Origin of the sequence: Streptomyces sp. NPDC056224 (genome assembly GCF_042267665.1) — a bacterium.
In the GTDB taxonomy this organism is placed as follows: Bacteria; Actinomycetota; Actinomycetes; order Streptomycetales; family Streptomycetaceae; genus Streptomyces.
This window is the reverse complement of record NZ_JBHJTK010000056.1, coordinates 14796-39153: the sequence shown is the minus strand read 5'-3', so window position 1 is coordinate 39153 and position 24358 is coordinate 14796. Positions and strand designations below refer to the sequence as shown.

Sequence of the window (24358 nt, the reverse complement as noted above, 5' to 3'; positions counted from 1 at the left end):
CCCAGGTCGCCCGTCCGGTACATCCGCGCACCCGGCTCACCGAACGGATCCGGCACGAAACGCTCGGCGGTCAGCCCCGGACGGCCGAGATAGCCCCGGGCCAGTCCGGCACCGGCGATGAACAGCTCGCCCGGCACGCCGGGCGGCACCTGGCGCAGCGCCGCGTCCAGCACCTGGACCCGCATGTTGTCCAGCGGCCGGCCGATCGGCACGGTGCTGCCGAGCGCGTCCCCGGCGGTGATCGAGTGCCGGGTGGCGAAGACGGTGGTCTCGGTCGGGCCGTAGCCGTCGACCACCCGCAGCCCCGGGTGGACGCCGAGCACGCGGCGTACCGCGGCCGCCGGCACCACGTCTCCCCCGGTCATCACCTCGCGCACGCCGGCCAGGCTCTGCGGCGCGTCCTCGGCGAGCAGCCGGAACAGGCCGGCGGTCAGCCACAGCGCGGTGACCCGGTGTTCGGCGACCAGCCGTCCGATCCGCTCGGCGTCCAGTTCACCCGCGGGTGCGACCACGACCGCACCGCCGCTCAGCAACGGCACCCACAGCTCGTAGGTGGCCGCGTCGAAAGCCTGCGGGGAGTGGAACAGCACCCGCTCGTGGTGGCCGTCCCGCAGCCACCAGCGGTCGGCGGCCAGCGCGGCCACGTCCGCGTGGGTGACGGCGACGCCCTTGGGGCGGCCGGTGGAGCCGGAGGTGTACATCACGTAGGCGAGCCGGTCCGGCTGGACGGCCGGGACGGGCAGGGCGGGGGCGTCCGGCAGCGGGGCCGAGACGTCCACCACCCGCACACCGGCCGCGGCCCGGGCCCGGACGAACGGGAGGTCACGGGTGGCCGCGTCCACCAGCAGCAGATCGGCGCCGGTGTCATCCAGCACGAGGGCCATCCGCTCGTCGGGCCAGCTCTCGGCCAGCGGCACGTACGCGCTGCCCGCCCGCACCACGGCCAGCGTGCTGACCACCAGCTCCGCCGACCGCTGCTGGAGCATCGCGACCCGGCGTTCGGCACCCGCCCCGAGGGCTACGAGGTGGCGGGCGAGGCGGTCGGTGGCGGTGTCGAGCTGGGCGTAGCTGAGGGTGCCGGTGTCGCAGACGACGGCGGTGGCGTCGGGGGTGCGGGCGACCTGAGCGGCGAACAGCTCCGGCAGGGCGGCGGCGGGCAGCGGATGGACGGAGCCGGTGGCCAGCCCGGCCAGTTCGGCCCGGCCGGTCGCGCCCAGCAGGTCGATGTCGTGGAGGGGGGTGTCGGGGTGCTGGGCGGCGGTGGTCAGGATCCGCTGGAACTGGTCGGCCAGCCGGGCGACGCTGGCGGGCTCGAAGAGGTCGGCGGCGTACTCGATGGTGACGGTCAGTCCGCCGGGAGCGCCGTCGGCGGTGTGGTGCTCGGTGACGGTGAAGGACAGGTCGAACTTCGCGGCGCTCTCGAACTCAACGTCCTGACTGGTGTGTTCGGTGTTCTCGGCAGTCGTGTTGTTGAGGGTGAGGACGGTCTGGAAGAGCGGGTGGCGGTGGGGGGCACGGCTGGGGTTGAGGGCCTCGACGAGGCGCTCGAAGGGGAGGTCCTGGTGGGAGAGCGCCGCGAGACCGACGTCACGGGTACGGCCGAGCAGTTCGGTGTGGGTCGGGTTGCCGCTGGTGTCCGTGCGCAGGACCAGGGTGTTGACGAAGAAACCGATCAGCTCGTCCAGGTCACGGTGCGCACGGCCCGCGGTGGGCGTACCGATCGGCAGATCGCAGCCGGCGCCGTTACGGGTCAGCAGGACGGCCAGCGCCGCATGCACCGCGTGGAAGAGCGTGGCCCGGTGGGCACGGGCATGAGCGGTGAGGTGCTGGTGAACGGTGGAATCGGTGTGCGTGGTGTGCGTGCGGGCCCGGTGAGTGGGGTGCGCGGGCCGGGTGTGGTCGGCGGGGAGGGCGATCTCCTCGGGCAGCCCGGCCAGCCGGGCCGTCCAGTGGGCGAGCTGCTCGTACAGGGGCGTACCGGGAGTGTCCGGGTCACCCAGGTGGCGGTGCTGCCAGAGCGCGTAGTCCGCGTACTGCACCGGCAGCGGCGCCCAGTCCGGGGCGTCCCCGTGGGTGCGGGCGTGGTAGGCGGTGGTCAGGTCGTGGGTCAGCGGACGCATGGACCAGCCGTCCCCGGCGATGTGGTGCAGCACCAGGACCAGCAGGTGGTCGTCCGGAGCGAGGGTGAAGAGAGCGGCACGCAGCGGGAGTTCACCGGACAGGTCGAAGGGCTTGGCCGAGAGCTCCGCGATCCGCGCCCGGGCACCACCCTCGTCGGTCTCCACGAGGTCGAGGGGCACGAGCCCCGGAGCGGCGGGCAGCACGAGCTGGCACGGCCGGCCCTCGGTCTCGGGGAACACGGTGCGCAGGGTCTCGTGCCGTCCCACCACATCGTCCAGCGCGGCCTGCAGCGCGACGGCGTCCACCGCCTCGGTCAGCCGCAGCACCACCGGCATCGTGTAGGCGCTGGCCTCGCCCTCCATCCCGTTGAGGAACCGGAGTCGACGCTGGGCGAAGGAGAGCGGCAGCACCTCCGGGCGCTCCGCCCTGACCAGCGGCGGCAGTGCGGTGGCGGGCAGGGCCGCGCCCAGCCGCTCGGCCAGCGCCGCGACGGTCGGCGCCTCGAACAGGTCACGGACACCCATCTCCGCGTCCAGCCCGGCCCGCACCGTCGCGACCAGCCTCATCGCCAGCAGCGAGTGGCCGCCGAGGTCGAAGAAGCTCTCGTCGATGCCCGGCTCCCGCTCGGTGCCCAGCACCTCGGCGAAGATCCGGCACAGGGCGGCCTCCCGCTCGTCGCGCGCGGCCCGCCCGGCCCCGGGCTCCTGGCGAGGCGGGGCCGGCAGGGCGCGCCGGTCCAGCTTGTTGTGCGCGGTGAGCGGCAGCGCGTCGAGCACCACCAGCGCGGACGGCACCATGTAGCCGGGGAGCGTCCCGGCCAGTTCGCGGCGCAGGTCGGCCGGTTCGATCTCGGCGCCGGGCAGCGGGACGAGGTATCCGACGAGCTGCCGGTCCCCCGGCCGGTCCTCGCGGACCACGGCGGCGGCTGCCGCCACCGGCTCCAGGGCGGCCAAGGCCGCCTCCACCTCGCCCAGTTCGATCCGGAAGCCGCGGATCTTCACCTGGTCGTCCAGCCGCCCGAGGAACTCGATCGGGCCGTCCGGCAGTCGGCGGGTCAGGTCGCCGGTGCGGTACATCCGGGCGCCGGGCGCACCGGTCGGGTCGGGCACGAAACGCTCGGCGGTCAGGCCCGGGCGGCCCAGGTAGCCCCGGGTGACCTGGGCGCCTCCGATGAACAGTTCGCCCGGCACCCCGACCGGCACCGGCTCGCCCCGGCCGTCCAGCACGTACGCGCGGACGTTGCCCAGCGGGCGGCCGATCGGCACGGTCGCGGTCCCGGCGAGCTCCTGTGCCCGCGGGCGGTGGGTGGTCACGCCGACCGTGGTCTCGGTCGGCCCGTAGTGGTTCAGGACCTCGCAATCGGCCCGGCCCAGCAGTTCGCGCACGAAGCTGCTGGTCGAGCCCTCGCCGCCCAGGATCAGGGCCCGGCGGGGCAGTACCCGGTGCCCGGCGCCCGGACCCTCCAGCGCCGCCAGGTGCGAGGGGCTGATCTTCAGGTAGTCGATCGCGTGCTCGGCGAAGTAGGCGGCCAGCAGCCGCCCGTCCGAGGCGGTGTCGGCGTCCACCATGTGCAGCGTGCCGCCCCCCAGGAGCGCGGACGAGAGGACCGTGACGCAGGAGTCGAAGGTGAACGGCTGCACCATCGCGTACCCGGCCGCTTCCAGGCCCAGCGCGGACACCACCGCGGTGTGGTAGTTGAGCACGTGCCGGTGCTCGACGACCACGCCCTTGGGCCGCCCGGTGGAGCCGGAGGTGAACAGCACGTAGGCCGCCTGGCCCGGGTCCACGGCCACCTCCGGGGCGGTGTCGGGCTGCGCGTCGAGAACCAGTTCCTCCACCGCGACCGCCCGCACACCGGACGGGAGCCGGCCGGCGAGGGCGGCGCGGGTGATCACCACGGGCGCGGCGGTGTCGGCGAGCATCATCGCCATCCGCTCCTGCGGCTGGGCCGGGTCGACCGGTACGTAGCAGCCGCCGGCCTTGAGTACGGCGAGCAGTGCGACCACGGTCCAGGCACCGCGCTCCAGGCAGATGCCGACGGGGGTCTCGCTGCCGACGCCGAGCCCGCGCAGGTGGTGCGCCAGCCGGTTGGCCAGCCGGTCCAGTTCGGCGTAGCGGTGGGTGCCGTCGGCGCCGACCACCGCGACGGCGTGCGGGGTGCGGGCGGCCTGCTCGGCGAAGCGGCCGTGGAAGGTACCGGCGGGCACGTCGAGCGCGGTGGCGTTGGAGGTGTCCAGCAGCATCGTGCGTTCGGCTGCGGTCAGCAGGGGCAGGCGGCCGACCGGGCGGTGCGGGTCGGTGCAGACCTCGCGCAGCAGGGTGGCGTAGTGGGCGAGCAGGCGCTCGGCGGAGCGCTCCTCGTAGCGGTCGGTTCGGTGGACGAGGGTCAGCGTCAGGGTGTCGCCGGTCTCCGAGACGGTGAAGGTCAGGTCACGCTTGGCGTCGGCCGGGCCGGCCCCGTCCAGCGGGCGCAGGACCAGTTCGCCGGAGCCGGCCGCGTCCCGGGCGGCTTGCGGGGCGGTTTCCGGGGCGGTTTGCGGGGCGGCCTGGTCGAGCACCAGCATGGTGCGCGCCAGTCCGTCCGGCGAGCTGGACCGCAGTTGTGCGGCCAGCTGCTCGAAGGGCACTTCCTGGTGCTGGAAGTCGCGTCGGGTCGCTTCGGTGGCCCGGTCCAGCAGCTCGGCGAAGGTGGGTTCGCCGCCAGGGGCATCCCCAGCGGAGCGAGGGGAAAGGTCGCCGCGCAGCAGCAGGGTGTTGACGAAGCAGCCGATCAGGCCTTCCAGCTCGCTGCGCCCGCGCCCGCCGACCGGGGTGGCGATCACCGGGTCCGGCCCGCCGCCGTACCGGTGCAGGAGCACCTGGAGCGCCGCGAGGGACACCGTGAAGAGGGTGGTCCGGTGCCGTGCGGCCAGGGCACGCAGGCCGGCCGCGACCTCGGCGGGCAGCTCCAGGCTGTGCGTTCCGGCGGCCGGGCCGCCCTCAGGCCGGCCCGTGGCGGTGGCGGGCGGCGGGGTGTCGGTCAGGCCGGCCAGCCGCTGCCGCCAGTAGCCGAGGCTCTCCTGGTGGGCGGCGCCGCCCAGGCGGCCGCGCTGCCAGGCGGCGAAGTCGCCGTACTGCACCGGGAGCGGCGGCAGTGCCGCGCCGGTGGTCCCGTCCGCCAGCCGGTAGGCGGTCGCGGCCTCGGCGAGGAGGACGTTCACCGACCAGGCGTCCGAGGCGATGTGATGGATCGTCAGGCACAGGACGTGTTCCTGCTCGCCGGTGCGCATCAGCGCCGCCCGCAGCAGCGGACCGGCCGCCAGGTCGAACGGGGTGTGCGCCTCCTCGGTCAGCCGGGCGCGCACCCGCGCCTCGGCCTCGTCCGCCGCGAGGGCCCGGAGGTCGGTCACCGGAAGCTCGAACCTGGTTTCCCCGTGCACCAGTTGAACGGGCTGGCCGTCGGGTCCGGCTGCGAAGGTGGTGCGCAGCACTTCGTGCCGGCCGATCACCGTGCGGAACGCCCGGGCCAGCCGCTCGGCGTCGAGGGGGCCGGAGCAGGTCACCGCCATCGGCACGTTGTACGCGGCCGACTCCGGGGCGATTTGCTGGGCCAGCCAGATCTGCTCCTGGGTGAAGGACAGCGGCACCGGCGCGCCCTCGGGGCGGCGCGGCACACCGGCGGGGGCGGCCGGGCGCCGGGCCAGCCGCTCGCGCAGCCGGGCCTCCAGCCGGGCCCGCTGCTCGGGCGGCAGCTCGGCGATGCGGCGGGCGGTGTCGGCGGTGGTGGCCTCGGCTGCGGCGGTCTGGGTGGTGCTCACGGTGCTCTCCTCGGAGAAGGTCAGGCGGGCCCTGGGGCCTGTCTTTCGGATCAGGCCGGATCAGAGGCGCGGCACCGGGCGTCACGGGCCCGGCATGATCCGGAAGACAGGCCCTGGGGCCATGGGTGGAAGACGGAGTTCTGTCGGCGGCGGACGGGGCCGACGGGCCCTGGTCAGAACAGGACGCGGGAGGCGGCGGTGGCTCGCGCGTCCCGGGACCTGCGCAGGTCCCGGGCGACGTTGACCCGCTTGAGCCAGCGGTCGGTGCCGTCGAAGCGTGCCGCGAAGGAGCTGCGGCCGTGCACCGCGCGGTAGTTGTCGACGAAGACGATCTCGCCGGAGGCCAGTGCGGCGCCGCCCAGGCGGCGGTCGATCTCGTCCGAGAGCCGCTGGAGGGCGTCCCGGGCCTGCGGGTCCAGCCGGTCCAGGTCCATGAAGTACGGGTCCAGACACAGGTACGGGTCGGCCGGTGAGCCGAACAGCACCGGTACCGGTGCCGCGTCGTCGCGCATCTGCTTCAGCCGCTCGTACGCCGCGTCCAGCAGTCGCGTGCCGCCCTCCAGGGGGCGGCCGGGACCGGCGTCGAGCATCTGGAGGTGTGAGTTGTCGGGCAGCATGTAGAAGCGCGGCTCGGCCAGCACCCGCCGGTCCTCGGCGGAGATCTCCAGGTCCTGCACGCCGACGAAGGTGGTGGGCACCCGGTCCGGGTTGCGCAGGCAGAGCAGGCCCACGTAGTCGCCCCGGTAGGGGTGGAAGGCGTCCTCGACGTGCCAGAAGATGGTCTGGTTGCTGCCGGTGCCGATCTGCTCGTCCTCGTGGCCCTTCACAGGCAGGACGTCGTGCACCAGGTAGCCGTCCTGCTGGGTGGCCCAGGCGACCGGCTCGCCGAGCAGCGCCCCGCACAGCAGCAGGAAGATCTCCTCGCGCAGGGCCGGCGAGACCCCGGTGCGGTGCTGCCAGTGCGCCGGGGTGGCGCCGATCCGGTCCTGGTCGACCCGGTAGCCGGAGACCACGCAGGCTCCGGCGGGTTCGTGCAGCCGGAAGTCGGTCAGGAAGCGGCGCAGCGCGAGCGGCAACCGGTGTGACTGGATGGTCAGTTCGTCCTGGAGCGTCTGGTCCTCGACGCTGTCGTGCCGCTCGGCCAGTTCGTCGAGGAGGGCGGCGATCGCCTCGGCGTCGGCGGGGTCGAGTGTGAGGGTGTGCATGGGGTGGATCACCTCGGTGGTCGGGTGTGCGGAGGGGTCAGCGGGGTTCGGGCAGCAGTGCGGCGAGCCGGTCGAGTCCGGCGGTCAGCTCTTCGGGGGCGCCGCCGAAGCCGAGCCGGATGTGGCGGGGGGCGCCGAAGCAGGCGCCCGGTACGACCAGCACGCCGTGCTCGCGGTCGAGCCGGTCCGCGAAGGCGGTCACATCCGCCACCGTGGTCAGCTCGGGGAAGGCGGTGACCCCGCCGGCCGGGAGGTCGGCGGCCACCAGGTCGTGGTGCGCGGCCAGCCAGTCGGCGAGCACGGCCCGGTTGGCCGCGGCCTGGGCCAGCCGGGGGCGCAGCAGTTCGTCGGCGTGCCGGACGGCGTGCGTGGCCACCGCTTCGACGAGCGGGGAGAGGGCCAGGCTGGTGTAGTCGCGGCGGCGCACGCAGCCGGCCAGCACCTCGGGCGCGGCGAGCGCCCAGCCGACCCGCAGTCCCGGCAGGCCGTACGCCTTGGACAGGGTGCCGAAGGAGATCGCCCGGGGGTAGCGGGCCGTCGGGTCGGGCAGCGGCGGACGGTCGTACACCAGGTGCTGGAAGGCGTTGTCCCAGGCGAGCCAGGTGCCGTACCGGGCGCAGGTCTCGATGACGGCGGCCTGCTGGTCCTCGGTCACCGTGGCGCCGGTCGGGTTGTGCGGGAAGTTGACCACCACCATGGCGGTGTCCGGGCCGATCAGCGCCAGCAGCTCGTCCTCGTTGGTGACCACGCCGTGCTCGGTGCGCATCGCCCACGGGACGATCCGGCAGTCCAGCGAGGCGGCGACCTCGACCAGCGCGTGGTAGGCGGGGGCCTGCACCACGACCTGGTCCCCGGGCTTCAGCAGGGCGTGCATGACCAGGTAGATCGCCTCGCTGGAGCCCTGGGTGGCGATCACCGAGCCGGGGTCGGTGCCGTGCCTCTCGGCGAGCGCGGCGCGCAGCGGCTCGCCGCCCAGCGAGTGGCTGTCGCGGAACATGACGTCGCCGAGCGAGGCGGCGCTGGTACCGGCCAGGGCGAGGACCTGGTCGACGGTGTAGTTCTCGACGCCGCTGCTGCTGATGTCGTAGGTGGTGGTGAAGTACCGCTCGCGGAGCCAGTCCTCCAGCAGGGCCGGGGCGATGGGCATGGGTTCCTCCAGTGGCCGGGTCGGCCGGGGTTCGACGCGTTCGGAGTTCGGCGCGCTCGGGGATGGGTGTGGCGGGCCGGGTGTGGCGGGGGTGGTGAGGCGGGCCGGGCCGGGTGTGGCGGGGTGGTGTGGCGGGCCGGGCTCAGGCGGTGGCGAGTCCGTCCTCGGCCTCCAGTTCGGCGAGCAGCCGCGCCAGGTCGTCCGGGTCGGTCGCCTCGGCCTGGAGCTGCACCACCCGCAGGGCCAGCCCGGCCACGGTGGGCGCCTCGTAGAACACCCGCAGGGGCACCTCGACCTGGCAGGTCTCGCGCACCCGGGCGGCGAACCGGGCGGCCAGCAGCGAGTGCAGGCCGAGGTCGAAGAGGTTGTCGTGGACGCCCACGGCCGGCAGGCCGAGCAGCTCCCCGGCCAGCTCCGCGATCTCCGCCTCGGCGGGGGTGCGCGGGGCCACCGCGGCTCCGCCGGTCAGCTCGGACCGGCCGGGCCGGGGCAGCGCGCCGCGGTCGAGCTTCCCGTTGCCGTTCAGCGGCAGCGCGGGCAGCAGCACGATCGAGGACGGCACCAGGTACTCGGGCAGCCGCTCGCGCAGCGCGGCGCGCAGCTCGAAGACGTCCGGCTCGGTGCCGGGGGCGGCCACCACGTAGCCGACCAGCCGCTTCTCGCCCGGCTCGTCCTCGCGGACCACGACCGCGGCGGCGCCGACCTCGGGCAGCTCGGCGAGCTGCGCCTCCACCTCGCCGGGCTCGATCCGGTGGCCGCGGATCTTCACCTGCTGGTCCGCGCGGCCGATGAACTCCACTTCGCCGTCGGCCCGGTGGCGCGCCAGGTCGCCGGTGCGGTAGAGCCGGGCGCCGGGCTCTCCGTACGGGTCCGGGACGAAGCGTTCGGCGGTCAGGCCGGGGCGGCCCAGGTAGCCGCGGGCCAGCCCGGCGCCGCCGAGGTGGAGCTCGCCCGGGGAGCCGATCGGTACGGGTTCTCCGGCCGGGTCCAGCAGGTAGACGGTGGTGTTGGCCAGCGGGCGGCCGATCGGCAGGCCGTCGCCGTCCACCGGCTCGTCGGTGACGCGCCGGGTGGTCGAGGTGCAGGTCGCCTCGGTCAGCCCGTACACGTGCACCAGCGGCACGCCGAGCCGCTGCCAGGCGGCCAGCCGGTCCCGGCGCACACGCTCGCCGCCCATCGCCACGAACCGCAGGTCCGCGGGGAGCGCGGCGCCGGTGCGCTCCAGTTCGGCGGCCCAGTCGTGCCAGTAGGCGGTGGTCAGTTCCAGGCCGGTGATCCGGTGCTCGGCCAGGTAGCCGGTCAGGTCGACGCCGCCGGCCAGCAGCCGGGCACCGGGCAGCACCACGGTGGCGCCGGCCGCCAGGGCCGGGAACAGCTCCTCCAGCAACACGTCGAAGCCGGTGGAGGCCAGTTGCAGGAAGCGGTCGCCGGGGGCCAGGCGGAATTCCCCGGCCATCGCGAGGGTGAAGTTGACCAGGCCCCGGTGGGTGAACATCGAGCCCTTGGGGGAACCGGTCGTGCCGGAGGTGAAGAAGACGCAGGCCAGGGCGTCCGGTGCGATCGCGGAGCCGGTCACCGGGGCGGTCCCGCCCGGCGCGGCCGCCGCCTCGATCGGGGCCACCGGGACCCCGTCCAGGAGCCCGCCCGAGGCGCTGCCGTCGGTGAGCACCAGCTGTGCGCCGGACAGCTCCAGCAGCAGGCGCAGCCGCTGTTCGGGCAGCGCCGGGTCGAGCGTGGTGAAGGCCGCGCCCGCCTTCAGCACCCCGAGCAGGGCGGTGACCAGCTGGGGCGTCGGGGCCGCGTGCACCGCGACCACGCTCTGCCCGCCGACGCCCAGCGCGCGCAGCCGGGCGGCGCACCGTTCGGCAGCGGCTTCCAGTTCGGCGTAGCTGGTCGTGCGGCCCTCGTGCTCCAGCGCCGGGGCGCCGGGGGTGCGGGCCGCTGCCGCCGCCACCAGGTCGTGCAGGCCGCCGGACGGGAGGGGGCGGGCGGTGGCGTTCCAGTCGGTGAGCGCGGTGCGGCGCTCCTCGGCGTCCAGCAGCGCAAGCCGCGACAGGGCGGTGTGCGGGGCGTCGGCGGCGGCCTCCAGCAGCACACCGAAGCGGTGCGCCAGGCGGACGATGCCGTCCGCGTCGAACAGGTCCGTCGCGTACTCGACCGTGAAGGCCAGCCGGCCGTCCCGCTCGGCGGCGGTGAACATCAGGTCCATCAGGCAGGAGCCGGTCTGAGCGTCCACCGGCTCGACGTCCAGCCCGTCGAATCCGGCCCGCGGCGGGCGGGCGCTCTGCAGGGTCAGCATGGTCTGGAACACCGGGTGCCGCGCGGGGTCGCGCTCGGCTCCGACGGCGTCCAGCACCTGCTCGAACGGCACTTCCTGGCAGTCGAAGTCGGCGAGCGTACGGTCGCGGGTGCGCTCCAGCAGCTCGGCGAAGGCGGGGTCCCCGGACAGGTCGCCGCGCAGCGCGAGGCTGTTGACGAAGCAGCCCACCAGGCCGTCCAGTTCGGGCTGGCCGCGGCCCGCGACGGGGGTGCCGACGAGCACCTCCTCGGCGCCGGAGAGCCGTCCCAGCAGCGTCTGGTAGCCGGCGAGCAGCACCATGAACAGGGTGGCGCCGTGCCGGGTGCCGAGGGCGCGCAGCCGCTGCGTCAGCTCCGCGGACAGGGTGAACTCGTGGACCGCCCCGGCCAGGCTCGGGGTGGCCGGGCGAGGCCGGTCGGCGGGCAGGTCCAGGACCGGCAGCGGTCCGGCCAGCCGCCCGCGCCAGTGCTCCAGCTGCTCGGTCCAGCGGCCCTCGGCGGCCCGGTCGGCCTGCCACTGGGCGTAGTCGGCGTACTGCACGGGCAACGGCGGCAGGTCGTGGCCGTCGTAGAGCGCGGCCAGGTCCTCGACCAGCACTCCCATCGACCAGCCGTCGAGCGCGATGTGGTGGATGACCAGGACCAGCAGGTGCTCGGCCGGGGCGGTCCGCAGGAGCAGGGCGCGCAGCGGGGCCTCGGACGCCAGGTCGAAGGGACGGGTGACGAACGCGTCGACCAGGTCCTCGGCCCGCTCGCCGACCGCGAGTTCGCGGACGGTCAGCGGGGCCTCGCCGGCCGGCAGGACGCGCTGCGCCGGGGTACCGTCCGTCTCCGGCACCACCGTGCGCAGCACCTCGTGCCGGGCCATCAGCGCGCGCAGCGCGGCGGCCAGCGCCACCGGGTCGAGGTCGCCGCCGATCCGTACCGCGGTGGGCACGTGGTAGGCCGGGTTGCCGGGGGCGAAGCGGTCGAAGAGCCACATCCGCTGCTGGGCGAAGGAGAGCGGCAGGGGGCGGGAGCGGTCCGCGGGGGTGACCGGCGGCAGCGGGGCGGCGGGCGCCGGGCCCTGGGCCGAGCGCAGTCGCCCGACCAGCGCGGCCTGCGCGGCCACCGTGGTGGCGGCGAACACCTCGCGCAGCCGCAGCTCCACGCCGAACTCCGCGCGCAGCGCGCTGACCAGCCGGTTGGCGAGCAGCGAGTGGCCGCCGAGGTCGAAGAAGCCGTCCAGCACGCCGACCTCGGGCAGCTCCAGCAGCCGCTGCCAGATCGCGGCGACGACGGCCTCGTCGGCGGTGCGGGGGGCGAGGCGGTCCGCGGCGCCGTCCGCCGCGGCCGGTTCGGGCAGCGCGGCCCGGTCCACCTTGCCGTTGGGCGAGAGCGGCAGGGCCGCCAGCTCGGTCCACAGCGCGGGGACCATGTGGCCGGGCAGGCGCTCGCGCAGCCAGGCGGCCAGCTCGGCGTCGGACACCGGGGCGTCGTCCGGGCGGCCCGCGGGCACCCAGTAGGCGGCCAGCCGCCGGTCGCCGGGGGCGGCGTCGCGGGCCACCACGACCGCGTCGGCCACGGCCGGGTGCCCGAGCAGGACACCGGTCACCTCGCCCGGCTCGACCCGGAAGCCGCGGATCTTGACCTGGCTGTCGGCCCGGCCGAGCAGCTCCAGTCCGCCGTCGGCCCGGCGGCGGGCCAGGTCGCCGGTGCGGTAGAGGCGCTCGCCCGGCACCCGGCCGTAGGGGTGCGGCACGAAGCGTTCGGCGGTCAGGCCGGGGCGGCCCAGGTAGCCGCGGGCCAGGCCCTCGCCGGCCACGCACAGTTCGCCGGGGACCCCGGCCGGTACCGGGCGCAGCAGTCCGTCCAGGACCAGCAGGCGCTGGTTGAGCAGCGGGCGGCCGTAGGGCACCGGGCCGGGGCCGGCGTCCTCGGGGACCAGGTACTCGTTGTTGCAGAAGGCGGCCTCGGCCACACCGGCCGAGTTGACCACCCGGCAGCCGGGGGCGGCGGCGCGCAGCCGTGGCGGCAGCGCGGGCGGCAGGACGTCGCCGCCGATCATCGCGGTGCGCAGGCTGTCCAGTACCAGGCCGTGTTCCTCGGCGGCGGCCAGCATCGCCTCGGTACCGGCCGGCCCCATCGACCACACGGTCACCCGGTGGCGCGCGACCAGCTCGGCCCAGTGCCGCGGGTCGCGGACCGTGTCCTGCGCGGGGAAGACGGCGGTGGCGCCTGCCACCAGCGGGGCCAGGCAGTCGTGCACGGCCGGGTCGAAGCTCGGCGAGTGCAGCGCGATCATCCGGTCGCCGGGGCCGAAGCCGTGCGAACGGGCCAGCCCCGTGAAGGTGTTGACGATGGCGCGGTGGGTGACGGCGACGCCCTTGGGGCGCCCGGTGGAGCCGGAGGTGTACACCAGGTACGCCAGGTTGTTCTCGCCCGCTCCCGCCGGCTCGCCTTCGGCGCGGCCGGCCCCGGACCCGGCCCCGGTGCGGCCGAACTCGGGTCCGTCGGCGGGGATCTCCTCCAGCAGCAGCGGCTCGGTACCGGGCGGGAGCGCTCCCGCGGAGGACCGGTCGGCCAGCACCACGGCCGGGGCAGAGTCGGCGAGCATGAAGGCCAGCCGGTCGGCCGGATAGGACGGGTCCAGCCCGAGGAAGGCGCCGCCCGCGCGCAGCGTGCCCAGCATGGCGGCGCTGAGTCCGGCGCCGCGCTCCAGGCACAGCGCCACCGGCACGTCCGGCCCGACACCGGCCCGCCGCAGCCGGTGGGCGATCCGTCCGGCCCAGGCGTCCAGGGACCGGTAGTCCAGGGTGCCGGCCGCGTCGATCACGGCGGCCGCTCCCGGGGTCCGGGCCGCCTGGCGGGCGAACAGCTGGTCCACCCGCTGTCCGGCGGGGAACTCCCCGTCGGTGTCGTTCCAGCCGTGCAGCTCCCGTTCCAGCTCGGCCGCGGTGAGCATCGGCAGTCCGGACAGCCGCATGCCGGGCGCGCGGACGGCGGCGCTCAGCAGGGTGGTCCAGTGGCCGAGCAGCCGGGCCACCGTCGGGGCGTCGAACAGGTCGAGCGCGAACTCCGCGAATCCTGTGAAGCAGCCGTCCTCCTCGGCCAGTTGGAGGTCGAGGTCCAGGTGCGCGCTGTCCCGGGCCACGGGCACCGGCTCGACGGCCAGGCCGGTGAGCTCGGGCGTGGTGGCGGGCGCGTTCTGGAGCACGAAGCCGACCTGGGCCAGCGGGTTGCGCGACAGGTCGCGGCTGGGCGCCAGCTCCTCGACCAGCCGGTCGAAGGGCAGCTCCTGGCGGTCGAAGGCGTCCAGCGCGGTGCCCCGCACCCGCTCGACGAGCTCGGCGAAGGTGGGGTCACCGGCCAGCGAGGTACGCAGCAGCACCGTGTTGACCAGCGAGCCGACCAGCAGCTCGGCGCCCGGGGCCCGGGTGGCGGGCCCGGTCGCCACCACCACGTCCTCGGTACCCGCGTGCCGGGCCAGCACCGCCTGGAAGGCGGCCAGCAGCACCATGAACGGGGTCGCCCCCGCGGTCTTGCACAGGTCGCGCACCGCCTGCGAGGCGGCGGCGTCCAGCCGCACCGGCACGCTCGCGCCGCGGAAGCTGCGCACCGGCGGCCTCGGCCGGTCGCCGGGCAGTTCCAAAGCCTCGGGCGCACCGGCCAGTTGGCCACGCCAGTAGTCGAGCAGTCGCTCGCCGAGCCCGCCGTCCAGCAGGGCCTGCCGGCCGGCCACGTGGTCGGCGTACCGGACCGGAAGCCCGGGCAGTCGTACCGGCCGCCGTTCTACCAGGGCGGCGTAGCACTCGGAGAGTTCGGACATCAGCAGGCCGAAGGACCAGCGGTCCACCACGATGTGGTGCAGGACCACGACGAGCAGGTGCTCCTGCGGCCCGAGCACGATCAGTCCGGCCCGCATCAGCGGGCCCTTGGCCAGGTCGAACGGCTGCTCGGCGAGCCGGCCGGCCAGCGCGCGGACTTCGTCCTCACCGGCCCCGGCCGCATCCGTCAGGTCCAGCTCGAAGGCGCGTCGCGGCAGCACCAGTTGGACCGGGGCGCCGTCGCGGGCCGGGAACACGGTGCGCAGGGCCTCGTGCCGGTCGACCAGCAGCTGGAACGCCCGGTGCAGGTGCTCGGTGGCCAGCGGTCCGCGCAGCCGCAGCGCGGCAGCGGTGTTGTAGACGCCGCTGGGGCCTTCCAGCCGGTCGATCAGCCAGAACCGGCGCTGGGCGGCCGAGGTCGGCAGCACCTCGACGGTGCGCGGGGTGGTGGCCACGGGGTGCTCCTTCACAGGGGTGCGGTCGGGGGTGGGGGTGGGCGTGGGGGTGGCGGCGCTCGGGGCGCTCGCGGCGGCGCTCACAGGTCCCCGCCCATCAGCGCGGCCAGCTCCTCGGCGGACAGGTCGTCGAATCCGGCGTCGGCGGCCGGGACGACCTCGCGCACCGGCCCGGCCGACGCGGACGGCGCTTCGGCGGCCGGGGCGCGGCGCACCGTCTCGGCGTACTCGCCCAGGACCGGCGCCTCGAACAGCGCCCGCACCGTCAGCTCGCGGCCCAGGGACTCGCGCACGGCGGCGGTCACCCGGACGGCGAGCAGCGAGTGGCCGCCGAGGTCGAAGAAGTCGTCGGCCAGGCCGATCCGGGTCACGCCCAGGACGGTGCTCCAGATCTCGGCAAGGGCCCGCTCGGTCTCGTCGCGCGGGGCGAGCAGGGCGGTGGAGCCGGTGGACCAGTCCGGTGCGGGCAGTGCGGCCCCGTCGAGCTTGCCGTTGGGGGTCAGCGGGAGCGCGTCCAGCGTGACGAAGGCCTCCGGGACCATGTACTCCGGCAGCCGTTCCCGCAGGTGGGTGCGGAGGCGGGGCACCAGGCCGCGGGCGGCGCGGCCGCGGTGCGGGTCGTTGGACCAGTGCGGCCACGGCAGGCCCGCGCTGTCCCCGGCGGGCGCCGGAGCCGTCACCGGGTCGGTTCCGGCCGGGCGGAAGGCGGCGTCGAAGCGGCCGAGCGGGTCGCCGTCCGCCCAGCTGAGCTCGACGGCGAGGCCGAGCGCGTCGGCGAGCTCGCGCAGCTCCTGCGGGTCCACGGCGGCGGGGTCCCCGGTGCTGTCGTCGGCCGGGTCCGCTCCCGGGGCCGCGGCGGCGAGCCGGGCGGCGGTGCGGGCGTCGGCGTGCACCCGGGCGTTGGGGATGCCGGTGACCACCAGCGGGGATCCGTCGAGCAGGGTCCGCGGGTCGCCGCCGGTCCACGGCACGGTGCGCACCGGTGCGGTGGGGGCGGGCTCGGTGTCCAGGTGGAGTACCACGTCGTAGCGGTAGCGGGTCATCTCGTTGGGGTCGCGGCCGGGCTTGAGCAGCACCTCGACGCGGCCGATCCGCGGGATCTCCTGGCGCAGCGCCTGGAAGAAGCGCGGGTCCAGCAGCAGTTCGTCCTCCTGGCGTACGGCGAGGCGCACCTGGCGGGCCAGTTCCGCGTCGCCCGCCCCGGCGGGCAGGCCCGGCTGGATCACGGAGACCTGGAAGGCGTCGAGCAGGGCCAGGTGGCGTACGTCGCCGACCACGATCCGCCCGCCCGGGGCGAGCACGGCGGCGGCCTTGGTGAGCACCTCGACCAGGTAGGCGGCGCTCGGCAGGTACTGCGCCACCGAGTTGACGATCACGGTGTCGAATTCCTCGGCCGCCAGGTCGTCCACCTCGTGTCCGGCCCGGCGCAGCAGCCGTACGTGCTCCCAGTCCGCCGGGAGGTGGCGGCGCACGTGGGCGACGGCGGTGTCGGACAGGTCGAGGCCGGTGTACTGCTCGCAGGCGCCGGCCAGCCGGAAGAGGAGCAGGCCGGTGCCGCTGCCGATCTCCAGGACCCGGCGCGGGCCTGTGCGGCGGACCAGGGCGACGGTGTCATCCACCCAGCGCCGCATCTCCTCGGCCGGGATCGGCTCCCCCGTGTAACTGCTGCTCCAGCCACGGATGTTGAAGGTGGGATCGGCGCCGCCGACCTGCTCGTACTGGTCGTAGGCGGTGTCGAACACGGTGCGCCACTGCGCTACCTGCTCGGCGTCGGCCGCGCGGGCCGGGCCCTGCGCCGTCTGCTGTCCGTCCTCCTGGTCGGGGACCAGGTAGGCGACCAGCCCGGTGCCGCCGTCCGGGGCCTCGCGGGGCAGCACGGCCGCGTGCCGCACACCCGGGTGGGCGCCCAGCTCCGCCTCGATCTCGCCGAGCTCGACCCGGTGCCCGCGGACCTTGACCTGCTGGTCGATGCGACCCAGGTACTCCAGTGTGCCGTCGGGCAGCCGGCGGGCCAGGTCGCCGCTGCGGTACAGCCGCGCGCCGTCGCCGAGCGGGGAGGGGACGAAGCGTTCGGCCGTCAGGCCGGGACGGCCCAGGTAACCGCGGGCCAGGCCCGGTCCGCCGACGCACAGCTCGCCGGGGACCCCGGGCGGCACCGGTTCGCCGCGCCGGTCCAGCAGGTGCACCGCCAGGTCGGCGAGCGGGCGGCCGATCACGCTGCCGGAGGCGGTCAGGTCGGCGGGGGCGAGGGTGTGCGCGGTGACGTGGACGGTGGTCTCGGTGATGCCGTACATGTTCACCAGGCGCGGGCCGTCGGGGTGCCGGGCGGCCCAGTCGCGCAGCGTCCCCGGCTCCAGGGCCTCGCCGCCGAACACCACGTGGCGCAGCGCGAGCGGAGGGGCCTGCGGATCGCCGGCCGCCGCGTCGGCAGCGGCACGAGTAGCGGCATCGGCATCGGCGAACTGGCGGAACGCGGTGGGCGTCTGGCTGAACACGGTGACGCCCTCGGCGCGCACCAGCGCGTGGCAGGCGGCCGGGGTGCGCCGGGCCTCCTGCGGCACCACGGCGATCCGGCCGCCGTGCAGCAGCGCCCCCCAGATCTCCCAGACCGAGAAGTCGAAGGCGGCCGAGTGGTAGAGCGACCAGACGTCGTCCGGGCCGAAGGGCACGTCCGCGGCGGCCGCGTCGAACAGCCGCAGCACGTTGCCGTGGGTGAGCAGCGCGCCCTTGGGGCGGCCGGTGGTGCCGGAGGTGTAGATCACGTACGCGAGGTGGTCCGGGCCCAGCGGGGCCGGTTCCCGAGGCTGCGCTGACAGCGACCGCGCGGACAGCGGCTGGTCGACGTCCAGGACCGCGATCCCGTCGGCGAGCCCGGCGTGTTCCGGGTCGGCGACCAGGGCCACCGCGCCGGAGTCGGCGAGGGTGAAGGCCAGCCGCTCGGCCGGGTGACGCGGGTCGAGCGGGACGTACGCGCCCCCGCTCTTGAGGATGCCCAGGATTCCGGTGACCAGCCGCACCGAGGGCTCCACGCAGATCGCCACCCGGCTCTCCGGGCCCACGCCCGCCTCGCGCAGCCGCCGGGCCAGCGCGTCGGAGCGCCGGTCCAGCTCGGCGTAGCTCAGCCGCTCGGCACCGCAGCCGACCGCGATCGCGTCCGGCCGCAGCCGGACCTGTTCGGCGAAGGCCGCCGGCAGGCTGCGCGCCCCCGCCGCGGTGGCGTGCCGGGCGGCGCCGGCCACGAGTTCGGCGCGGCGCTCGGCGCCGGTCAGCAGCGGCAGCGCGTCCAGCCGGGTGTCCGGGTCGGCGACCGCGGCGGCCAGCAGGCGCAGCCACTGGTCGATGAACCGGCGTACGGTGCGCTCCTCGTACAGCTCGGTGCTGTAGTCGGCCAGGCCGGTCAGGCCCTGCGGGGTCTCGGTGACCTGGAGGTGCAGGTCGAACTTGGCGGTGCCGGTGTCCACCGCGGCCACGTCCATCCGCAGGCCGGGCAGCTCGATCCGGGTCTCCGGGGTGTTCTGGAGGACCAGCAGCAGGTTGGCGAAGGGGGTGCGCCCGCCCGCGTCGCGGTCTGGGCGGGCCTCCTCGACGATCCGCTCGAACGGCACGTCCTGGTGGGCGTACGCGGCGAGCGCGGACTCCCGCACCCGGCCCATCAGTTCGCGGAAGGTCGGATTGCCGGACAGGTCGGCGCGCAGCGGCAGCATGTTGACGAAGAAGCCGATCAGGCCTTCGGTCTGCGGGTGGTTGCGGTTGGCGACCGGCGAGCCGACCACCAGGTCCTCCTGCCCGCTCCAGCGGTGTGCCACGGCCGTGAAGCCGGCCAGCAGGGCCATGTACAGGGTGGCGTCGTGCTCGCGGGCCAGCGCGGTCAGCCGGGTGGCCAGGTCGCCGTCCAGCCGCCACGGGAAGCTGGCACCGGCGAAGCTCTGCCGGGCGGTGCGCGGCCGGTCGGTGGGCAGGTCCACGGTGCTGGGCGCGCCCGCCAGCCGCTCGCGCCAGTGCGCCAGCTGGCCGTCCAGCACTTCGCCCGACACCCGGTCGTGCTGCCACAGGGCGAAGTCGGCGTACTGCACGGGCAGTTCGGCAAGCTCGGCAGCGTCGGGGCGGTAGTGGTGGGCCAGTTCCCGCACCAGGACGTCCAGTGACCAGCCGTCCGCCACGATGTGGTGGATGGCGAGCAGCAGCAGGTGCTCCTCGCCGGCCAGCCTGACCAGGCCGGCGCGCATGAGTGGTCCGGCGCCCAGGTCGAAGGGGCGGCGGCTCTCGCGTTCGGTCAGCTCGGCGAGGGCGGCCTGCCGGGCGTCGTCGGCCAGGGCGGACAGGTCGGTGAGCGGCAGTGCGACCTCGGCCGGGGCGTGCACGACCTGCTCGGGGCGGCCGTCCTCGACGCGGAAGGTGGTGCGCAGCGCCTCGTGCCGGGCCACCACCCGGCCCAGGGCCCCCTGGAGTGCTGCGGCGTCCAGCCGTCCGGTCAGCCGGACGGTGCAGGCGATGCTGTAGAGCGGACTCGGACCGGCGAACTGCTCGACGAACCAGAGGCGCTGCTGGGCGAAGGACAGCGGCAGCCGGGCCCCTTCGGGGCGGCGGGCGATCAGGCCGGCGGCGCCGGTGCGGGCGAGGCCCTGCTGCTGGAGCAGCTTGGCGAGCAGGCGGCGCTTGTCGGAGGAGAGCGCGGTGCGCTGGGGTGACTGGCTCATTGGGGATCCCGGGTGGGTCGGTGGCGAGGAGTGGGTCAGGCCGGCAGGTGGTGCGGCAGCGGGAACTCCCGGCAGAGCCGGGTGACTTCGCCGCGCACCTCGGCGCGTACAGCGGGATCGAGGGTGAAGTCGCGCTCGCCGCGGGGCACCACGGCGGTGAGTACCCGGTCGATCAGCGCGGCGCAGCGGCGCATCTCGGCCGGTCCCATGGCGCGCAGCGCGAGCGTGTTGGTGCCGAAGCGGATGCCGCTGGTGACCCGGGGGCCGTACGGGTCGTCCGGGATCCGGTTGCGGTTGACCACGATCCCGCAGTCGGCCAGCGCGGACTCGGCGATCGCGCCGGTGAGGCCGCGGGGGCCGACGTTCAGCAGCACCATGTGGTTGTCGGTTCCGCCGGTCACCAGGGTGTGGCCCAGCCCGGTGAAGGCGTCCGCGAGTTCCCGGGAGTCGGACACCACGCGCTGGGCCAGTGCCCGGAACTCCGGCTGGGCGGCGATGTCGAAGGCGCGCGCCTTGGCCGCGACCGCCCCCAGGTCCGGGGTGCCCTGGAGGAAGGGGAAGGTGCCGTGGGAGATCGCCTGGGCCAGGGTGCGCCGGGTGCCGGGCAGGGGGAGGCCGGCGTCCCGGCCGAGCAGGATCAGGCCGCCGCGCGGCCCGTACAGCTGCTTGTAGGTGCTGGTGGTGGTGACGTGCGCGTGGTCCACCGGGCTGGGGTGCAGTCCGGCCGCGACCAGGCCGGCGATGTGCGAGATGTCGGCGAGCAGGAAGGCGCCGACCTCGTCGGCGATCTGCCGGAACCGGGGGAAGTCCACGGTGCGCGGGTAGGCGCTGGCGCCGCAGACGATCACCTTGGGCCGGTGTGTGCGGGCCAGTTCGGCGACCTGCTCGTAGTCCAGCATGCCGTCGGCGTCGGTGCCGTAGCCGACCGCGTGGAAGAACCGGCCCGACACGGAGGCCGGGGAGCCGTGGGTGAGGTGCCCGCCCGCGCTCAGCTCCATGCCGAGCAGGGTGTCGCCCGGCTTCATCAGGGTGCACAGCACGATCTGGTTGGCGGTGCTGCCCGAGTGCGGCTGTACGTTGGCGTACTGGGCCCCGAACAGCGACCGGGCGCGTGCCACCGCCAGCCGTTCGACCTCGTCGACCAGCTCGCAGCCCGCGTGGTACCGGGCGCCGGGGTAGCCCTCGGTGGTGACGTTGGAGATGGTCGCTCCGGCACAGGCGAGGACCGAGGGGTCGGCACTGCTGGAGGCGGCCACCATGGCCAGGGTCTCGTTCTGCCGGGCGTGTTCGCGCTCCAGCAGGCCGGCGAGCAGCGGGTCGGCGGCGGCGAGGCGCTGTGCGCCGAGGCCGGCGTAGTCGGCCAGGACGCCGGTGCTCGTGGTCGTGCCGGTGGTGCTCATGCGATGCTCTCCTCGTGTTCGGCGAGCAGCCCGTGGGCCTCCTCGTCGGTCATCTCCAGCAGTCCGGCCGCGATGTGGGCCACGGCCGCGACATCGGTGCCCGTCTCGCGGCCCCGGGCGGCCAGCCGCACCGCCTGCTCGGCGAGGGTGGACGCCTCGAACAGCTCGCGCAGCGGCAGTTCGACGCCGAAGGTCTCCAGCAGCGCGGAGGCGAGCCGGGTGGCGAGCAGCGAGTGCCCCCCGAGTGCGAAGAAGTCGTCCTCGGCGCCGACCCGGTCGGTCTCCAGCAGCTCGGCCCAGAGCGCGGCGAGCACCAGCTCGGTGTCGTCGCGGGGGGCCACGTACGCGGCGGCGGCGCGGTCGGCCCGTCCGTCGGGCTCGGGCAGGGCGGCACGGTCCACCTTGCCGTTGGGCGACAGCGGCAGCGCGTCCAGCGTCACGAAGGCCGCCGGGACCATGTACTCGGGCAGGTCCGCCTTGAGCAGGGCGCGCAGCTCGGCGGCGGACGGGACCGCCCCGGAACCCCCGGAACCCCCGGAACCCCCGGAACCCCCGGAACCCTCGGCACCCTCGGCACCCCCAGCGGGCACCAGGTAGCCGACCAGGCGCCGGTCGTCCCCGCTGCCGCGGGCGGTCACCACGGCCCTTTCGATGCCCGGCAGGCGGCGCAGCACGGCCTCGATCTCGTCCAGCTCGATCCGCAGGCCGCGCAGTTTCACCTGGTGGTCCAGCCGTCCGATGAGCTCGATCACCCCGTCGGCGCGGGTGCGGGCCAGGTCGCCGGTGCGGTACAGCCGCGCCCCGGCCGGTACCGGTTCGGTACCGGCACCCGGGTGCGGGCGGTAGCGGTCCGCGGTCAGGCCCGGGCGGCGCAGGTAGCCGCGGGTCAGCCCCGTTCCCGCCAGGCAGAGTTCGCCCGGTACTCCGACCGGTGCCGGTTCCAGCGCGGGCGTCAGCACGACGGCCTGCTGGTTCACCATCGGGCGGCCGTACGGGATGCTCGTCCAGGCCGGGTCGCTCTCGACGACCGGGTAGGTGATCGAGTGGATGGACGCCTCGGTGGCGCCGCCGAGCGCGATGAAGGCCAGTTCCGGCGCGAGGCGGCGCAAGCGCCCGGGCAGGGCGACCGGGATCCAGTCGCCGCCGAGGAAGGCCGCCTTGAGCCGGGACAGCCGGACGCCCCGCTCCTCCCCCGCCCTGACGAAGGCGTCGGCCAGGGCCGGGGCCGAGTTCCACACCGTCACCTTGTGGCGGCGCACCAGGTCCACCCAGTGGTGCGGGTCGCGGGCCCGGTCCGGGTGCGGCATGACCACCGCGCCGCCCGCCGCCAGGATGCCGAGCGTCTCGTAGACGAACATGTCGAAGCTGGGGGACGACAGGCCGAGCACCCGGTCGCCGGGCTCGATGCCGTAGGTGTCATTGAGGTCCAGCAGGTTGTTCACGACGCCCCGGTGCGGGACGGCGATCCCCTTGGGCGTACCGGTGGAGCCCGAGGTGTAGATGACGTACGCCAGGTGGTCCGGGCCCAGCCCGACCGGGCGCCGTCGGGCGGCCGGCCAGTGCCCGGCGTCCTCCACCTCCAGCAGCTCGGCCCCGACGTCCGGCAGCAGCCCGGCCAGGGCCCGTTCGGTGAGGACCACCGGCGGCGCCGCGTCCTGGAGCATGAAGGCCAGCCGCTGCGCCGGGTAGGCCGGGTCGAGCGGCAGGTAGGCGCCGCCCGCCTTGAGCACCCCGAGCACGGCGGCCACCAGCGCCGGGCCCTTGGCCAGGCAGAGGCCGACGGTGGTGTCCGGGCCCACGCCCAGCTCGGCCAGCCGTCCGGCGATCCGCTCGGCGAGCGCGTCGAGTTCCGCGTAGTTCAACTCACCGGCGGGGCCGACGACGGCCGGTGCCTGCGGGCGCCGGGACAGCTGCTCCTCGAAGAGCTCGTGCAGGCAGGCCCCGGCCTCCGGGTACGCGTGGGCCGTGTCGTTCCACTCCGCCAGAGCCCGCCGCCGCTCGGCCCCGGTGAGCATCGGCAGTGCCGACAGCGGCGTACCGGGTGCGGCGACGGCGGCGGCCAGCAGGGTGTACCAGTGCCCGAGCAGCCGCTCGACCGTGGCCGGGTCGAACAGGTCGCTCGCGTACTCGACGGTGCCGGTGAACACGCCCTCCACTTCGCGTATCTGGAGGTTCAGGTCGATCTGCGCGCCGCCGCGCGGCACTTCCCGCACGGTCACCGCCAGGCCGGGCAGCCCCGGTGCGGCCAGCGGCGCGTTCTGCACCAGCAGCAGTGACTGGACCAGCGGGTTGTGGCTGAGTGCCGGGCCCGCCGCCCGCTCCGGGAGCATCCGCTCGAACGGCAGCTCCTGGTGCTCGAAGGCGGCCAGCGAGGCCGAGCGGACCCGGCCGAGCAGCTCCTCGAAGGTCGGGTCACCGGCCAGCGACGTGCGCACCGGCACGATGTTGATGAAGCAGCCGATCAGCGCCTCGGCCTCGGCCGGGCGGACCGCCGCGCCGGTACCGACCACGATGTCCTCGCTGCCGCTGTGCCGGGCCAGCACCGCCTGGAAGGCGGCCAGCAGCGCCATGAACGGGGTGACGCCGGCCCGGCGGCACAGTGCCCGGACCCCGGCCGACAGTTCTGCCGGGAGCTCCACCGGCAGCGCGGCCCCGCGCAACGACTGCACGGCCGGGCGCGGCCGGTCGCAGGGCAGCTCCAGCAGTTCGGGCGCACCGGCCAGCGCGCGGTGCCAGTACGCGCGGCCCGTTCCGTCGTCGGCGGCGTGGGCCTCGCCCTCCCAGACCGCGAAGTCACCGTATTGGATAGGCAGTTCGGGCAGCTCGCCGGAGCGTCCGGCATAGCACTGCGCCAGTTCGGCCAGCAGGATGCCGATCGACCACATGTCGGCCACCAGGTGGTGGACGGTGATCGCCAGCACGTGGCGCCGCGGCGCCAGCCGGTGCAGCACCGCGCGCAGCAGCGGGCCGCGGCCGAGGTCGAAGGGGCGTGCGGCGTCGGCGGCCAGGACGGTCTCCAGTCCGGCGTCCGCGGTCTCGCGGGTCTCCAGCGCGAACGGCGCCGGTTCACCGACCAGTTGCACCAGCTCGCCGTCCACCTGCTCGAAGCAGGTGCGCAGCGTCTCGTGCCGGCGGACCAGCTCGGTCAGCGCGGACTCCAGGGCGGCGGTGTCGAGCGGGCCGTCCAGGTGCAGGGCGAACGGCAGGTGGTAGGCGCTGGTGCCGGGGATCAGCCGCTCCACCAGCCAGATCCGGCGCTGGGCCGAGGTGGCGGGAAAGGCGAACTGCTGCATGGTCTGCTCTGCTCTCTGCCGACCGGATGGGGTGGGGCCGACGTCATGGACGTGGTCAGGGGTGGGGCCCGCAGCGGTGCCGGAGGCCGGACCGGAAGCGGGACCGGGGGCGGCCGCCGCAGCGGTGCCGGGGGCGGGG

At 75.3% G+C, this 24358-nt stretch carries 7 protein-coding genes; all 7 read right to left on the bottom strand.

Going from position 1 to position 24358, the window contains the following annotated elements:
* A partial coding sequence (locus tag ACFCZ1_RS34895) for an amino acid adenylation domain-containing protein (protein WP_376682305.1) occupies positions 1-5918 on the bottom strand: 5918 nt, incomplete at its 3' end.
* Between the two features lie 173 nt (positions 5919-6091).
* Complete coding sequence (gene gntD, locus ACFCZ1_RS34890; RefSeq protein ID WP_376682304.1) at positions 6092-7123, bottom strand: guanitoxin biosynthesis L-enduracididine beta-hydroxylase GntD; 1032 nt, start codon at positions 7121-7123, stop codon at positions 6092-6094.
* 37 nt (positions 7124-7160) lie between these two features.
* Positions 7161-8270, bottom strand: coding sequence for a capreomycidine synthase (gene vioD / locus ACFCZ1_RS34885; protein ID WP_376682303.1), 1110 nt, complete (start codon positions 8268-8270; stop codon positions 7161-7163).
* Positions 8271-8412: 142 nt separating this feature from the next.
* Positions 8413-14829 carry an amino acid adenylation domain-containing protein gene (locus ACFCZ1_RS34880; protein WP_376682302.1) on the bottom strand — a complete coding sequence of 2139 codons (6417 nt, stop codon included), beginning with the start codon at positions 14827-14829 and terminating at the stop codon, positions 8413-8415.
* A gap of 80 nt (positions 14830-14909) precedes the next feature.
* A complete protein-coding gene (locus ACFCZ1_RS34875) occupies positions 14910-19526 on the bottom strand; it encodes an amino acid adenylation domain-containing protein (protein WP_376682301.1) in 4617 nt (1538 codons plus the stop codon).
* 35 nt (positions 19527-19561) lie between these two features.
* Complete coding sequence (gene glyA, locus ACFCZ1_RS34870; RefSeq protein WP_376682300.1) at positions 19562-20926, bottom strand: serine hydroxymethyltransferase; 1365 nt, start codon at positions 20924-20926, stop codon at positions 19562-19564.
* A complete protein-coding gene (locus ACFCZ1_RS34865) occupies positions 20923-24219 on the bottom strand; it encodes an amino acid adenylation domain-containing protein (protein ID WP_376682299.1) in 3297 nt (1098 codons plus the stop codon). Before ACFCZ1_RS34865 ends, glyA begins: the two co-directional genes overlap by 4 nt.
* Positions 24220-24358 lie beyond the last annotated feature (139 nt).

Coding starts and splice junctions, on each gene's coding strand:
- vioD (WP_376682303.1), bottom strand. CDS start 8,270: ATGCCCATCGCCCCGGCCCTGCTGGAGGACTGGCTCCGCGAGCGGTAC.
- glyA (WP_376682300.1), bottom strand. CDS start 20,926: ATGAGCACCACCGGCACGACCACGAGCACCGGCGTCCTGGCCGACTAC.
- ACFCZ1_RS34865 (WP_376682299.1), bottom strand. CDS start 24,219: ATGCAGCAGTTCGCCTTTCCCGCCACCTCGGCCCAGCGCCGGATCTGG.
- ACFCZ1_RS34875 (WP_376682301.1), bottom strand. CDS start 19,526: ATGAGCCAGTCACCCCAGCGCACCGCGCTCTCCTCCGACAAGCGCCGC.
- gntD (WP_376682304.1), bottom strand. CDS start 7,123: ATGCACACCCTCACACTCGACCCCGCCGACGCCGAGGCGATCGCCGCC.